12 protein-coding genes are annotated in these 15,537 nt (G+C 40.2%); 9 read left to right on the top strand and 3 right to left on the bottom strand.

Annotated elements, in window-relative coordinates; translation table 11 throughout:
* Positions 1-3: 3 nt before the first annotated feature.
* Positions 4-774, bottom strand: a complete 771-nt coding sequence (locus J7E26_RS02825) for a WecB/TagA/CpsF family glycosyltransferase (protein ID WP_214802439.1) — start codon at positions 772-774, stop codon at positions 4-6.
* 354 nt (positions 775-1,128) lie between these two features.
* On the opposite strand from J7E26_RS02825, the gene tagD reads away from it, so the two are divergent.
* The 5 genes from tagD to tagH all read left to right on the top strand — a co-directional run bounded on the left by tagD (position 1,129) and on the right by tagH (position 8,003).
* Positions 1,129-1,518 (top strand): glycerol-3-phosphate cytidylyltransferase, encoded by a 390-nt coding sequence (gene tagD, locus J7E26_RS02820; protein ID WP_010790104.1) that lies wholly within the window; start codon positions 1,129-1,131, stop codon positions 1,516-1,518.
* A 136-nt stretch (positions 1,519-1,654) separates the two neighbouring features.
* Positions 1,655-3,193: a glycosyltransferase family 2 protein gene (locus J7E26_RS02815; RefSeq protein ID WP_214802442.1), complete on the top strand. Its 1,539-nt coding sequence runs from the start codon at positions 1,655-1,657 to the stop codon at positions 3,191-3,193.
* A 49-nt stretch (positions 3,194-3,242) separates the two neighbouring features.
* Positions 3,243-5,417 carry a CDP-glycerol glycerophosphotransferase family protein gene (locus tag J7E26_RS02810; RefSeq protein ID WP_214802445.1) on the top strand — a complete coding sequence of 725 codons (2,175 nt, stop codon included), beginning with the start codon at positions 3,243-3,245 and terminating at the stop codon, positions 5,415-5,417.
* A 184-nt stretch (positions 5,418-5,601) separates the two neighbouring features.
* Complete coding sequence (locus J7E26_RS02805) at positions 5,602-6,429, top strand: ABC transporter permease (RefSeq protein ID WP_214802447.1); 828 nt, start codon at positions 5,602-5,604, stop codon at positions 6,427-6,429.
* A gap of 20 nt (positions 6,430-6,449) precedes the next feature.
* Positions 6,450-8,003: a teichoic acids export ABC transporter ATP-binding subunit TagH gene (tagH, locus tag J7E26_RS02800; protein WP_214802450.1), complete on the top strand. Its 1,554-nt coding sequence runs from the start codon at positions 6,450-6,452 to the stop codon at positions 8,001-8,003.
* Positions 8,004-8,041: 38 nt separating this feature from the next.
* Here the strand turns inward: tagH and galU are convergent, their stop codons facing one another.
* Positions 8,042-8,926, bottom strand: a complete 885-nt coding sequence (galU, locus tag J7E26_RS02795) for a UTP--glucose-1-phosphate uridylyltransferase GalU (RefSeq protein ID WP_214802454.1) — start codon at positions 8,924-8,926, stop codon at positions 8,042-8,044.
* A 239-nt stretch (positions 8,927-9,165) separates the two neighbouring features.
* On the opposite strand from galU, the gene wecB reads away from it, so the two are divergent.
* On the top strand, positions 9,166-10,302 hold the full coding sequence (gene wecB, locus J7E26_RS02790) for a non-hydrolyzing UDP-N-acetylglucosamine 2-epimerase (RefSeq protein WP_214802457.1): 1,137 nt from the start codon (positions 9,166-9,168) through the stop codon (positions 10,300-10,302).
* Positions 10,303-10,335: 33 nt separating this feature from the next.
* Here wecB and tagU read toward each other — a convergent pair whose 3' ends face one another.
* Positions 10,336-11,253 (bottom strand): polyisoprenyl-teichoic acid--peptidoglycan teichoic acid transferase TagU, encoded by a 918-nt coding sequence (gene tagU / locus J7E26_RS02785; protein WP_214802460.1) that lies wholly within the window; start codon positions 11,251-11,253, stop codon positions 10,336-10,338.
* A 180-nt stretch (positions 11,254-11,433) separates the two neighbouring features.
* On the opposite strand from tagU, the gene J7E26_RS02780 reads away from it, so the two are divergent.
* Genes J7E26_RS02780 through J7E26_RS02770 form a run of 3 tightly spaced genes read left to right on the top strand, consistent with a single transcriptional unit; the run spans position 11,434 to position 15,420 of the window.
* A complete protein-coding gene (locus J7E26_RS02780; protein ID WP_214802463.1) occupies positions 11,434-11,751 on the top strand; it encodes a LytA in 318 nt (105 codons plus the stop codon).
* A 33-nt stretch (positions 11,752-11,784) separates the two neighbouring features.
* Entirely contained in the window at positions 11,785-13,905 is a 2,121-nt protein-coding gene (locus J7E26_RS02775) for a SpoIID/LytB domain-containing protein (RefSeq protein WP_214802465.1), read from the top strand.
* Positions 13,906-13,926: 21 nt separating this feature from the next.
* On the top strand, positions 13,927-15,420 hold the full coding sequence (locus J7E26_RS02770; RefSeq protein WP_214802468.1) for an N-acetylmuramoyl-L-alanine amidase: 1,494 nt from the start codon (positions 13,927-13,929) through the stop codon (positions 15,418-15,420).
* Positions 15,421-15,537 lie beyond the last annotated feature (117 nt).

The following is a 15,537-nucleotide window of genomic DNA, read 5'->3' as shown; positions in this document are numbered from 1 at the left end:
TGTTTAAAGCTGTTTTGTCTGATCTTCAGCCTGTTCGGGGTAAAGGCTTTTATTTGATTTATTATCTCGCAGAACGGTGAAAGCATACTTCGGAATGTTCAGCATCCTTTTCCATCTCCAAGGATTCATAACAAGTCTGTAAAACCACTCTAAATTTGTTTTGATCATCCATTTAGGCGCTCTTTTTACCGTTCCGCTGAATACATCAAAGCTTCCGCCCAAACCGATTGCTACAGCCTGTGGAAAGAGATGCTTGTATTCATAAATAAAATGTTCCTGATGCGGGTACCCTAAAGCGACAAACACAATATCAGGTTTCGCCCTGGAAATCTGTTTGGCGACAAAACGCTTATCCGCGGCGTAGCCGTCGCTGTATCCGACGACATCAATCTGGGGATATTCTTTGGCGATCCGATTCAAAACCGCTTCCAGCACTTCCTGTTTTGCGCCGTATAAAAATATTTTTTTAGACTGCTGGTTTGCGAGACCGAGCAGTGAGATAAAAACATCAAATCCCGCAATCCTTGATTTTAGCGGGTGCTGGGTCAAACGCGACATTAACACGACGCCAATACCATCCGGCAGGACGAAATCCGCCGATGAAATGACATTATGATAACCTTTATTTTTAGCCGCCGCATATCCGATTTCCGGGTTGACCGTCGCAATGACGGCTCCTTGATTTTGTGCGATATAATAAGTGTCTAAATATGAAATAAACTCCTGTAAATTTCCATTAACATAAGAAAGGTTGTGCACCATTTCAGTCTGCATCTGTTTCGCCCTCCTTTTATACGGGATTTTCTCAAGTTCAGTTATTAAGGCTAAGCTTTATTTTAACATAGAACCTTCAGCTAAACTTAACAATCATTTTACAAAATTATAAATAAGATAACATTTTTTAAATCATACGACGCAAAACCCTGCTAAACTCCTAGTAAAACAAGATTTGTAAATAAGTGGAACCGGCGTGATCTTTACATAAGCTTAACCTTTTCAGGGCTATGTGATATAATTAGGTTCCATGAGTACGAAATTGGCACTTTAGTGATTAAGGATACAGCTGCGCCGGCTATGACGGGCAGTTACTTGTTATACGTATGAATACAGAAAGGAGCTTTTGTTTTCATGAAGAAGGTCATAACTTACGGAACTTTTGATTTACTGCATTGGGGTCATATTAAACTGCTTGAGCGCGCAAAGCAGCTTGGAGATTACCTGGTCGTTGCAATTTCAACTGACGAGTTCAATCTTCAAAAACAGAAAAAAGCATACCACAGCTATGAACACAGAAAGTTGATTCTGGAAACCATCCGTTATGTAGACGAGGTTATTCCTGAGAACAGCTGGGATCAAAAAGTACGGGATGTAGCAGATCATAACATCGATGTGTTCGTTATGGGAGACGATTGGGAAGGCAAATTTGATTTCCTTAAAGATCAATGCGAAGTCGTCTATCTTCCCAGAACTGAAGGCATCTCTACTACGCAGATTAAAAAAGAAATTGCCGGGGTGTAATTGAAACATTCGGATATGCAGATAATAAAGAAGTACTCCCTTCAGAAGAGGGAGTACTTCTTGTAATATAAGGTTATTTTCGCTATATTTGTTATGCGCTTTTGAAAAAGCTAGACAATAAGAGGAGAATTTAAAAATGAATCTTAGTAACTTTTTTAAATTGAATAAAAAAGAGTCCAAGCCGTCCATAGAAGAACGTGAATATACGATTTTAAACAAAGAAGCTCTGACAGACGAGAAAAAGGTCGCAGTAGTGGTGCCTGTTTATAATGCAGAACAATATGTAAGAAAAACCGTTGATTCAGTCATTCTTCAAAATATCGGCTTTCAGCATATTTCTTTAATTCTGGTCGATGATTGCTCTACAGATGATTCAAGAAATATTCTGACTGAATACGCCGAACTGTATGAGAATATTACAGTCGCATTTCTGAAAAACAATACCGGAACACCGGCTTATCCGAGAAATCTGGGAATTGAACTTGCAAACGCAAAATACATTACATTTTTAGATGCTGATGATTGGTTTGCGCCAAACGGAGTTAAAATTTTATTCGATATGCTCGAAAAAAATAATGTGAATTATGCGGTTGGAAAGACGATTGAGATGCAAGTGAACGGGCAAAAAGCGATCGGGAAGCATGAGTCTGCACTGAACAGAGAGAAAGTCTCTCCATTTTCAATCCGGCATATTTTCTATCATCTCGGACCGCGTGCAAGAATGATGAACTTACAATTCCTAAAAGACAATAATATCAGATATCCGGAAATGAAATTTGCTGAAGATAAGCAATTTTTTATGGATGTTCTTTTGTCGTGCGGAGATATCTCAACCTCAACAGAACCGATCTATTATCTGAACAGAATGGACAACAACGAGTCACTTACAAAACAGACGAATATAATGGAAAAAACCGACACCAACATAGCGGTTATGAAGTATATTCTGAATAAAAAGTTGGATGCTGAAAAAGAAAAGATGGCTATGAACCGTCTGATTGAATTCGATTCCATTACGCGCCTTTTCGATAGAATGCACTTTTTGAAAAGCGAAAATAAGGAAGCCTATTACAATAAATTCAATGAAATTCTGAGTGTTTTAAAGAAAACAAAATATGATATCTCTGAAACGTTCTTTCACCCGATTCATAAAACCGCTTACCGGCTGCTGAATCAAAAACGGTATGATGAGGTTGAAAAGCTGTTTAGCTGGTCTAAAAAAGAGCCGAATAAAAATATCGTAACAAAAGACGGTTTGGCTTATTTAGAAAGCCCGCTGGCAGACGAAGAAAACAAATTAATCGAACTGCGGATGCACGGTGAAACGGAAAGCACAGAGTTGTCGGATGGAAAATTCGCAATCACCTTCCGACTGTTCGGACAAGACAGAAATAATGCCCAATATGTACAGTTTCAGCACAGAGACAATATGAAAGTATATCATCAGTTTTCAGTCCAATCCTTGGGAGACGGGCGGTATACGCTTGAAATTCCGTTGAGCGATATTGAAAAGATCGGACTTGGCGGTTATATTATGTATATCATTTATAACGATTATGAACGTGTCACTTTATATAGAGAAGACGATCAGAAGGTAATGGCAGAGGCAAACGGACGACAATATCAATTTTATCGGACGGTGAAGGAGAACCTTTCGTTAAAAGTGACAAAATAATTATTGTAATTGGATATGTTTAATTGAAATAGAGGAGTAGACTTATTTTATGGGTATAGAAAATCCTGTCAGTTACAAGTTGAAGCATCTTAATATAGAGGAAGAGAAACTCAGCATTACTATTTCATGTGAGAATGCAGCATTAACGGAAGAGCCCAATCTTCAGATTTTAAACCGTAAGACAAAAGCAGAACTTTCCGTCCCTTTAAAAAAAATTGATGAACAAGATCAGCAATTTCATGCCGTCATTGATATCCACTTGCTTTCGGACCACGTGGAAAACAGAGGATGTCTGGATTTCTATGTATCCTTTTTTAATGATGACAGTGATATCAGCAAAAAAAGACTGAAATCCAGCCATGAACCCATTGAGCTGTCCCATTATAAAGATGAGGCTAATAACGTTTTCTTTTTCCCTTACACAACCAAAAAGGGGAATTTTTCTTTAAAATTATTGCTGAAAAAATTCGTCACGCGAATTGATGAGATCGAGCTGACATCTGAAGGCATCTTGAACCTGAAGGGGTTTGCTTTTCGTCTGAATGCGGCAGAAGCACTAAAGATAAAAGAAAAAAATCTGATATTGAAAATGAAAAAAGGCAAAGATGAGGAGCCTCTCATCCTGAAGTACCCGCTTCATGATGTGCCGAGGCATGATCTTTCTGAATATGTTCATGATCAATCGAAGCTTGAAACGATAGGCTTTGATACAAAGATTGACTTACACTCTCTATATAAAGAATTAAACCAGCAGCTCATTTTTCAATTTCACATTCAATTCATATTTGAAGATGCTGAGACAGGCGAAGAAATTATCACCAACAGCAAACCTTTAAAGGTGTTAAAAACTGAGCATGTAAACCCTAATCAATTCGCTGTTCTTAAAACAGAAACAGGGCCTGCCAGATTTCATGTATTCACAAAAAAGAAAACGAAATACCTTCATCTGAGAATGAATGATTACAGCTTCAGCACCCGCGCAGAGTATTTTGTAAAAGGCAAGCTGAAACGCGGCGCCGCTTTTTTCCGTAAAAGAAAAAACAAGCTGAAAAAATTCATTGAAAGAAGAATTCAAAACACTTATAAAGCCGGGTTTAAATTTGCAGGAAAACTGCCTGTCAAACAGAAGCTTGTGATGTTTGAAAGCTTTGCCGGAAAACAATACAGCTGCAACCCGCGTGCGATTTATGAATACATGAGCAAAGAAATGCCTGAATACCGGCTGTGCTGGAGTGTAAATCCTGCTTATTCACAGACATTTAAAGATAAAGGAATTCCTTATATGGAACGCTTCTCTTTAAAATGGCTGTTTGCTATGGCAAGAGCGGAGTATTGGGTTGTCAACAGCCGTTTGCCATTATGGATTCCAAAACCTGAACATACGACATACGTCCAAACATGGCACGGAACGCCTTTAAAGCGTCTTGCCGTGGATATGGATGAAGTGCATATGCCGGGTACAAACACGGAAAAATATAAAAGAAACTTTACGGCTGAGGCATCCAAATGGGATTACCTGATATCACCGAATGCGTATTCTACTGAAATTTTCGCAAGAGCATTTCAGTTTAATAAAACGATGATTGAATCGGGTTATCCGCGGAATGATTTTCTTCAGACAGATAACAGCCCTTCTGTTATCAAAACGTTAAAAGAAAAAATGAATCTTCCCCAAGATAAAAAAGTCATTATCTATGCGCCGACGTGGCGGGATGACCAGTTTTATAAGAAGGGGAAATATAAGTTTGATCTTGATTTAGACCTTCACCAATTGAGAGAAGCGATAGGTGATCGCTATGTCATTATTTTAAGGATGCATTATCTGGTGGCAGAAAACTTTGATCTGGGTCCTTATGAAGGATTTGCATATGACTTCTCCAGTTACGAGGATATTCGTGAGCTGTACATGGTCTCAGACTTACTCATAACGGACTATTCTTCTGTTTTCTTCGATTATGCAAATTTAAAAAGACCGATGCTGTTTTATGTACCTGATATTGAGACATATCGCGATAAACTCAGAGGCTTTTACTTTGACTTTGAGAAAGAAGCGCCGGGACCGCTTGTGAAGGAAACCGGTGATGTCATTGAATGGGTAAAAGAAACTGAATCAGAAGACTATGTTCTTCCGGAATCATTCGGTCCTTTTTATGAGAAATTTTGTTATTTGGAAACCGGAGAATCATCCGAGAAAGCTGTAAAAGTAATCTTCGGGGAAAAGTAAATAAAGACAAAAAAGCATAATTTAACCATGTTAATTATGCTTTTTTGCTTAAAAGACGGCATTATTCGTTAAATGGCGCCGGCTTGTTATGAAGTGAAAAAAACATCGTAATCTGTTACAATTATGAGCGGTGCTTTTGTAAGTCAAAGCTATTACCTAAAACTTACGACTAAGGAAGATTAGAATGAATGCATTGGTAAAAATTCTGAAAGAGCAATTCAACTCATTCCCGCTGATTATGCGGCTTGCAGTGTATGAAACGAAATCAAAGTATCAAGTCAATTATTTGGGTATATTGTGGCAGTTTCTTAATCCTATGATTCAAATGCTGGCCTACTGGTTTGTATTCGGTCTCGGGATTCGCAACGGACATGATGTGGTGCTTGGAAATGGAGCAAGCGTACCGTTCATTGTGTGGATGCTTGCAGGCTTAATTCCTTGGTTCTTTATCAGTCCGACGATACTTGATGCATCCAACAGTGTGTATAAACGGATTAACTTAGTGTCGAAAATGAACTTTCCGATCAGTTCACTGCCCTCAGTTGTGATAGCGTCTAACTTATTCAGTTATTTTGTCATGATGGGGATTTATATCGTTGTGCTGCTGAGCAATGGTCTTTTTCCGACACTTCACTGGCTGCAATATATTTATTACCTGTTTTGTATGATTGCTTTTATGTTTGCTTTTGGACTGTTTAATTCAACCATTAGCGTGTTAATCAGGGATTATCAATTCCTGCTTCAGGCGGTGACAAGGCTGCTGTTTTTTCTTTTGCCGATTTTCTGGGACATTGCAGAGAAATTTGGAAATAGACCAGAAGTATTGACCATATTAAAGTTAAACCCCCTCTTTTATATTATAGAAGGCTTTAGAGACAGTTTTATGGAAGGGCAGTGGTTTTTCCACGATATGAAGTATACGTTGTATTTCTGGTTCATCACGCTGCTTTTGTTAACAGTCGGCTCACTTCTGCATATGAAATTCAGAGATAAATTTGTTGACTTTCTTTAATATAGTAAGGAGATTATACAATGAAACTAAAGGTTTCGTTCAGAAATGTTTCAAAACAGTATTTTCTATATAAAAAACAGTCTGACAAAATAAAAGGGCTGTTTTTCCCGAACAGAAATCAAAAAGGTTTTTTCGCTGTCCGAAATGTTTCTTTTGATGTGTATGAAGGAGAAACTATTGGATTCGTGGGTATCAACGGTTCAGGAAAATCGACGATGTCTAATTTGCTGGCTAAAATCATTCCGCCGACAAGCGGAGAGATTGACATGAACGGACAGCCGTCCCTCATTGCCATCTCCGCCGGATTAAACAACCAATTAAGCGGTAAGGACAACATCCGTTTAAAATGTTTGATGATGGGCCTCAACAATCGGCAAATTGATGATCTTTATGAAAAAATCGTTGAATTTGCGGACATTGGCGACTTTATTGACCAACCTGTTAAAAGTTATTCAAGCGGTATGAAATCTCGGCTCGGCTTTGCGATATCGGCGCACATGGACCCGGATATTCTTATTATAGATGAAGCGCTCTCTGTGGGAGACCAGACATTCTATCAGAAATGTGTAGACCGCATTACTGAATTTAAAGAGCGGGGAAAAACAATCTTTTTCGTAAGCCATTCAATCGGACAGATTGAGAAAATGTGCGATCGCGTGGCTTGGATGCATTATGGCGAAATGCGGATGTTCGATGAAACAAAAGTCGTTGTGAAAGAATATAAAGCCTTTGTGGATTGGTTCAATAAGCTGTCGAAGAAGGAAAAAAAGAAATACCAAAATGAACAGATTGAAGGCAGAACACGGGCTGCCGAGGAACAGAAAATCGCGCATGCTCAAAATAAAAAGGCGAAGCCGAAATTCATTGCGAATACGATTCAAATCACGGTTCTTGCGCTTCTGACGGTATGTCTGGCTGCTGCGATGTTCTCGGACAAGCCTTTACGGACGCTCGCAACTTTCGGCGCCGTCAAGCAAGGGAATGCAGGTCTTTATGAGTCTGTGAACAAACCGGCTTTGGTTAAAGCTGAAAAGGCGGACCTTTACTCGTCTCACAGTCTGAAGGGGAAAGCCTCTGCGAATGTAAGCTTTGGCACAAAGGTGCAGATAAAAGCGGAAAATAACGAGGCGGCCAAAGTTGAATTGAATGATAAACAGTACTTTATGAAAAAGGCTGATCTGTATAAAGTAACCTCTTTAAAAAAGACGGATGTTAAGCTCAGTGATTTCAGCAGCAATTTATCCGGTCAAAACATTGGCGCTTATGAAGAATTTCTCTCTTATTTGAATAAAAGCCAAGATGATCTAAAAGATAAAATAAGCAATCTTGGAACGGACCAAACAGATGACGGGCGCAAAGTATTGAAAGTATCCGATAAAAAGACGGATTTTATTATTGAAAACAATACAGTGTCTGAAGTGATTTTTCATTTGTCTCGTCCCGTTGACATGTCGGCCTTGACTGAAAAAGGCAGCAAAGCATCAAATGAGACCTTGAACATTCTTAAAAGTGGACAATACACATTCTCAGTCAACAATGCTGAAAAAACACTCACTGTTTCTGCTGAAAAATAAGAAACACAAAAAAGAGCTGCCTGACTCGGCAGCTTTTTTTATTCATTCGTTTCTTCTTTTTTTAGAAGATCTTTCATAAACGGAATTAGCTTATGGCGGATATCTTTATCCTGCAGGGCGAATTCAAGAGTTGTTTCAATAAACCCGAGTTTTTCTCCGACATCGTAGCGTTTTCCTTCAAAATCATAAGCGAAGACACGCTGAATGTCATTGAGCTTTTGAATCGCATCCGTCAGTTGGATTTCTCCTCCTGCTCCGATTTCTTGCTGTTCCAAATACATGAAAATCTCAGGCGTAAAGACGTATCTGCCCAAAATAGCCAGGTTGGACGGAGCTGTTCCCGGTTCAGGTTTTTCTACGAACGTTTTCACTTGATAACGGCGGCCCTCGTTTGTTAACGGATCAATAATTCCGTAGCGGTGTGTATCACCTTCAGGAACTTGCTGAACCCCGATAATGGAGGATAAAGTTTTTTCGTATTCATCCATTAGCTGACGAAGTCCTGGTTTTTCGGCTTGTACAATGTCGTCACCGAGAAGAACAGCGAATGGTTCATCGCCAATAAAGTTACGTGCGCACCAAACGGCATGTCCGAGCCCTTTTGGCTCTTTTTGGCGAATATAGTGAATATCCGCGATATTTGAAGATTTTTTCACTTTTTGAAGCAGTTCTATTTTTCCTTTTTCTTCTAAGCTGCGTTCCAGTTCCGGAGCATTGTCAAAATGATCTTCTATTGCTCTTTTGCCTTTTCCGGTTACAATAATAATGTCTTCGATGCCAGATTCGACAGCTTCTTCGATAATATACTGAATTGTCGGCTTATCAACGATTGGAAGCATTTCTTTAGGCATTGCTTTTGTCGCTGGCAAAAAACGAGTACCTAATCCTGCTGCCGGGATAATGGCTTTACGTACTTTCTTCACTGAATAACACCATCCTTGTTTCTGCGAAATCTTTTTTTAAGAACTATAACCTAGTCTTTTTCCACTTTACCACAATTGATTAAAATTCACACCTTTTAATACGATACAGCTGCCGCTTTCATAGAGCCGCATAGGGATTTTGCTTTGTTTGTCATTAAGCTTTAAAATATCAATGAAACAGCATAAATATGTTAACATGAAGGGAATATTCGACATATAAACGAGGTGCAGACAAACCGTTGGAAAAACTAAAAGTAATGACCGTATTCGGTACAAGACCCGAAGCAATTAAAATGGCTCCGCTGGTATTAGAGCTGAAAAAACATCCGGACATCGATTCGATGGTGACTGTTACGGCTCAGCACAGACAGATGCTTGATCAGGTGCTGAAAGCATTCAGTATAACACCTGATTATGATCTGAACATTATGAAGGAGCGCCAAACGCTGTCAGAAATAACGTCTCACGCACTTTTGAAACTGGACAGGCTGTTTCAAGAGGTGACACCTGATATCGTTTTGGTTCACGGAGATACGACGACAACGTTTGCGGGAAGCCTTGCCGCATTTTATCATCAGATTGCTGTTGGCCATGTTGAAGCAGGGCTGCGCACACAAAATAAATACTCTCCCTTCCCGGAGGAACTGAACAGGCAAATGACGGGTGTCATTGCTGATATAAACTTTGCCCCGACAAGTCAGGCCGAAAAGAATCTCCTTGCAGAAAATAAAAACCCGGATACCATTTTTATCACAGGAAATACTGCAATTGATGCGCTTAACACGACTGTGCGGGAAGATTATCACCACCCGATCCTTGATACATTGGGTTCCAGCAGGATGATTCTTCTTACTGCGCACAGACGAGAGAATTTAGGCAAACCGATGGAACAGATGTTTAAGGCCGTCAGAAGAGTCGTCGAAGAATTTGAGGACGTTCAAGTCGTTTATCCCGTCCATTTGAATCCGGCCGTTCGTGAAGCCGCAGAGGCCCAATTTTCGGATTCAGACAGAGTGCATTTGATTGAACCTTTAGAGGTTGTGGACTTCCATAACTTTGCTGCGAAATCTCACTTCATTTTGACGGATTCAGGCGGTGTACAGGAGGAGGCGCCTTCCCTTGGCAAGCCTGTTCTTGTATTAAGGGATACAACAGAGCGTCCCGAAGGCGTAAAAGCAGGAACGTTAAAGCTCGCCGGTACCAATGAAGAAACGATTTATCAGCTGACAAAACAACTGTTAACCGACCAAGCCGAATATGAGAGGATGTCAAAGGCTTCAAACCCTTACGGTGATGGATTGGCTTCCAAGCGCATTGCGGAAGAATTGCTGTATAGATATGGCTTGAGAGAGGCGCGTCCGCATCCTTTTAAATAATAAAAAACTCTGCATAGCATGCAGAGTTTTTTATTATTCCAGACTTTTCTTTAATTCTTTTTTTACTGAAGAAAGGTTTGTTTCATCTAACTTATAGTAATAGATATTGTTGATTCTCGCGCCCGTTCCTTTAAGTTCATGCTGAATAACTTTGTTGCGTGCGTTTTTATAATCCGTCATGACCGTCCACATATCGTCAAACGACATGTTTGTTTTCATGTTGTTTTCAATCACTTTAAACATATCGCCGAATTTTGTAACAGAGGAAATGTTTGCCCCTTTGGAGATAATTCCTTCAATGACTTGCCGCTGACGCTGCTGTCTCCCAAAGTCCCCCCGCGGATCTTCTTTTCTCATGCGGGTGTAGGCGAGCGCTTCTTCGCCGTTCAGGCTGATCTTTCCCGTACCGAAAGAATGTCCGTCGTAGTTGAAAGCAAACGTGCTGTTCACCGTGATCCCGCCAAGTGTATCTACGGTGTCCTTAAAGCTTTCCATGTTTACTTTGACAAAATAATCGACCGGAACATCCAAGAGGTCCTCAACTGTGTCTGCGGCCATTTGCGTACCGCCGAAGGCATAGGAATGATTGATTTTATCCATTGTGCCTTTGCCGGAGATTTTTGTATATGTATCACGCGGAATGCTTACCATTTCAGTTGTTTTTGTTTTTGGATTGACTGTCATATAAATGAGTGTATCCGCGCGTCCTTTATCATTTTTCCGTTCATCGACTCCCATAATTAATATAGAAATCGGGTCCTTCTTGCTGAGGTTTATATCTCCATCCCGTTTATCGGATTTCTTTAAATCTTCCTGGATACTTGCTACCGTTGAAGCCGCTTTGTGCCACAAGTAGTATACGTAACCTCCTGATGATAAAACTAACAGCCCGATGATCATTAAAATTGTCAGAAGAACTTTTTTCTTCTTTCTTTTTCGTTCAGCTCTCATTTGTTCATCACCTTTTCTATTATCTTTCATGATGCATTTTACTGATCTTTATAAACTAGTTATTTTTTTACTTCTAACCATGAAATAGACGAAATTCTTAAAAAAAGGTTACAAAAAAACCTTAAAATTACCTTAAAAAAAGGTTAGTATAAGACGATACATAATGATGAGGTGAAAAAAATGAAAAAAACTGTCGTATCATCGTTCTTAATACTGCTCTTTTCAGTTGTGTTGGCAGCATGCGGAACAGCAGAACAATCTAAGAAAGGAAGCGGATCTTCAAATTCCCAGGTTCAAGAAGAAACCGCCTATTATGTCGGCATGGCAGATACGCACACTATAGAAGTAAAGGTTGATGATCAGCCGGTCAGCTTCGAGTTTACGGATGACTTTTCTGAAGTTCTGAATGAATTCAACGAGAATGACAAAGTGAAAATTTCTTATTTTACAAACGATAAGGGCCAAAAAGAGATAAAGGAAATCGAGAAAGCAAAATAAATCAGCATGAATCAAAAGGCGGGATGAACAAAATTGAAGAAAAAATTATGGGCTGTTTGTTTTTCTGTGATATTCAGCCTGGCTTTATTACCGGAAAGCACTTTTGCGGCCAGTTCAAATATTTCAGTCAAACTGACTAATTATATTGGTAATAAATCGACTCTGAATATCGAACCCTCCGGAACTTATAAACTGACGGGAAACAATGTGTCCTCCGTTGCCAGATTGGGGGGCGCATCAAAATATGATACGGCAAACACCGCAACATCAAAATACTGGAAAAATCCGTCGAACGTAGTCGTCGTGAATACGGATGCCTATTTTGCCGATACGCTTTCCGTCATTCCTTTAGCGAATAAGCTGAAAGCTCCTATTTTACTGACGGAAGCTAAAAAGCTCAGCAGCAGTACAGAGGCACAAATTAAAAAATTCAGTCCGGATAATATTTTAATTATCGGCGGAACTAACAGTATTTCATCAGACACGGAAAAAACCTTAAAAAAATACGGTCATATCAAACGGATCAGCGGAAAAAACAGGTATGACCTGTCCAAAAATATAGCGGGCGAAATGGGCAGCTATGATCAGGCTATTGTGGTAACAGGCGACGTGTATACAGATGCATTAACGATTGCACCTTATGCTGCGCAAAACGGCTACCCCATTCTTTTAACAAAAAAAGACTCATTGCCAAGCTACAATCTTCCCAAAAAAGTCATCATAATGGGAGGCACCTCAAGCGTCAGCAAAGAAGTCGAGAATCAAATTAAAAAGAAAGCTGCTGTTACCAAAAGAATCAGCGGTTCAAACAGATATCAAATTTCCGCAAACGTTGTCACAAGCTTAGGTATGGACGCAAGCAAAACTGTTACAGCAAACGGAACGAAATTAGCGGATGTCTTAGTCGGATCGAATATAGCCGCTGCCAATCATATGCCGCTGCTGTACATCAAAAAAAGCGAAACGCCAACTGACGCTGTAAATCTCTTTAAAAACAAAGGGACCTATTCTTATACATTAATAGGCAGCACGAATTCAATTGCGGATTCAGTAAAATCTTCATACGCCAAAGAATTTTATCTTGTAAATGGTAAAACGTACCAAATGAAGGCTTCCGGCGGTAAATTGGGTGTTGCCAATATTAACAGCGGAAAAACCTCATTTAAAGCGGTTCCGGAAAAATATTCAACATCTAACTCCATCAGCATCGATGGAAAATCTTATTTGGGAGATATGAATTTTTCTGTTGAATCAGGCAAATATGTACGACCCGTTAATGAAAACATTCCTTTCGAGGATTATTTAAAAGGTGTTTTGCCAAATGAAATGCCCGGAAGCTGGCCGATAGAAGCGTTAAAAGCTCAAGCGGTGGCCGCCCGTACCTATTCAATCAGCAAGGCTGGACAAACGGTTGCGGATACAACAGCTTTTCAGGTTTATGGGGGATACAGCTGGTACCCTAACGCCACAAAAGCTGTCGATGGAACAAAGGGGAAAGTACTCACTTACTCGGGTAAATTGATAGACGCCAACTACTCATCAAGCAATGGCGGGTATACGGAAGCAAGCGGCGAGGTATGGGGATCGCAAGTGCCGTATTTAACTGCCAAAAAGGATACAAAAGATCCGGAAATCAGCTGGTCTTTAACGCTGGAAAAACAGCAGCTTTCTACTGGCTTAGATCTGAAAAACCCCGCTTCGTGGTGGTCTAACACCAATGAAGAAAATGCGGCCCAGCTCACAGGAATGAAAAATTGGCTGATAAAGAATAAAGAGACCAATGCAAATTCTATCAAAATTTCAAGTATCTCTGATCTTTCTTTAACCGGAAAAACAAAAGGACAGCGCGCTGAAAATGCCGTGGTGAAATTGACCTACCATGTGAATGATAAATCAAAAGGTTACGTCATGAATAAGAATGCGACGATTGAAGTGAAAGCATCTGAACTCAGAACAATGATCGGGGCCTCTTCATTTAAAAGTACATACGCCGGTGTGGAGAGTAATTCTAAACAATTCACGATATCAGGAAAAGGGTACGGTCACGGTGTCGGACTGAGTCAATACGGGGCAAAAGAAAGAGCGGAAGCAGGAGAATCATATAATTCCATCCTTTCGTTCTATTATCCTGGTACAACACTTTCAAGCTACTAAACTTCTGTGGAGGAGATTGTATTGAAATTTTTATTGAAATGTCTCCCTGTATTCATACTCGGAGTCATCCTTTTTGTTCCTTCCGCTTTAGCTGCTGATCATACAGTCAATCGAGTAGGCGGAAGCACCCGGTATGATACAGCTGTATTGGCAGCGAAACAATCATGGAGCGAGGCGAAAACAGCAATCATCGTCGGCGGAACCGCGTATCCGGATGCGATTGCCGCTGCGCCGCTTGCATACCAAAAAAATGCGCCGCTGCTGTATACCAATAAAGACCAGCTTTCTGCCGGCACAAAAAAAGGATTAATAGATTTAAAAACGAAAAATGTTATTATCGTAGGCGGCACACCTGCCGTATCAAAAAACACGGAAAATCAAATTGCTAAATTAGGTATCAGTGTAAAGAGACTGTCAGGCAGCACAAGATATGCAACTGCCGCGAAGGTTGCGAATGCAATGGCAAGTTCTTCAACAGCCCTTGTAGTTAACGGCTTTGTTGATGCAGACGGTATGGCTGCGATTTCTTATGCGTCTTCTAAAAAATATCCGATTTTATTTACTAATGATTCAACGTTAAATGGATCAACGTCTAATGCGATAAAAAGTCTTGGAATTAAAAACACGATTGTGATCGGCGGAACCAGCAGCATAAGCAGCTCGCTTTATAATAAGCTTCCGAATCCTTCGAGAGTCAGTGCTAAAAACCGGTATAACCTGTCTGTGAATCTTGCAAAAAAAACAAGCTTAAGTACAGGTTATACATTTATTACAAATGGGTTTAAAGAAGCCGATACGATCGTCGGAGGCGTTTTGAGTGCCAAACAGGGAAGAGTTCACCTGCTGACAAATGGGGACAGCCTGTCAAAGGACGTCAGAACGTATATAGGCAGTAAAAGCATCAATAGCTTCACAGTCATAGGGAAAGCTTCTTCTTTGAGCGACAATGTTGCATCACAGCTTAAAAATCCCGTTGTCGGCAAAACGGTCTTTATTGATCCGGGCCATGGCTATCAGGACTCTGGGGCAACCGGAAATGGCTTGCTTGAGAAAAATGTGAACCTTGATATTGCAACGCGTCTTAACAATAAATTGTACAGTGCAGGCGCACTCACTGTGATGTCCAGAACAGGTGACACCTTTGATTCGCTTGAGGAGAGAGTGAGTAAAGGAGCAAAGGCGAAAGCCGATATTTTCATCAGCGTTCATGCAAATGCGAATGATAACAGCAGTGCAAACGGTACGGAAACCTATTACGATAAAACCTATCAATCTGCAAACAGCCTGAGGCTGGCCCAAAATATTCAGCCGAAAATGGTTTCCGCCCTCGGCACACGTGACCGCGGCGTGAAAACAGCCGGGTTTTATGTTATTAAATATTCCAAAATGCCGAGTGTCTTGCTGGAAACAGGGTTTGTCACAAGCCCGATTGATGCAAATATCTTAAAACAGTCAACGAAAAAGGACAGTCTCGCGGCGGGAATCACCCAAGGTGTTTCTTCATATTTCAGATAAGGCTTTACATTGTAAACAGACCAGTTAATGACTGGTCTGTTTTTTATTTTTTATTATGCTTTTCCTCAAATATGGATATGAATAGATTTACAATAAAAAAACAAAAATCAAAACATT

Source organism: Bacillus sp. ISL-51 (genome assembly GCF_018613535.1).
Lineage (GTDB): Bacteria > Bacillota > Bacilli > Bacillales > Bacillaceae > Bacillus.
Note: the sequence above shows the minus strand (reverse complement) of the source record. Positions and strands in the feature narration are given on the sequence as shown.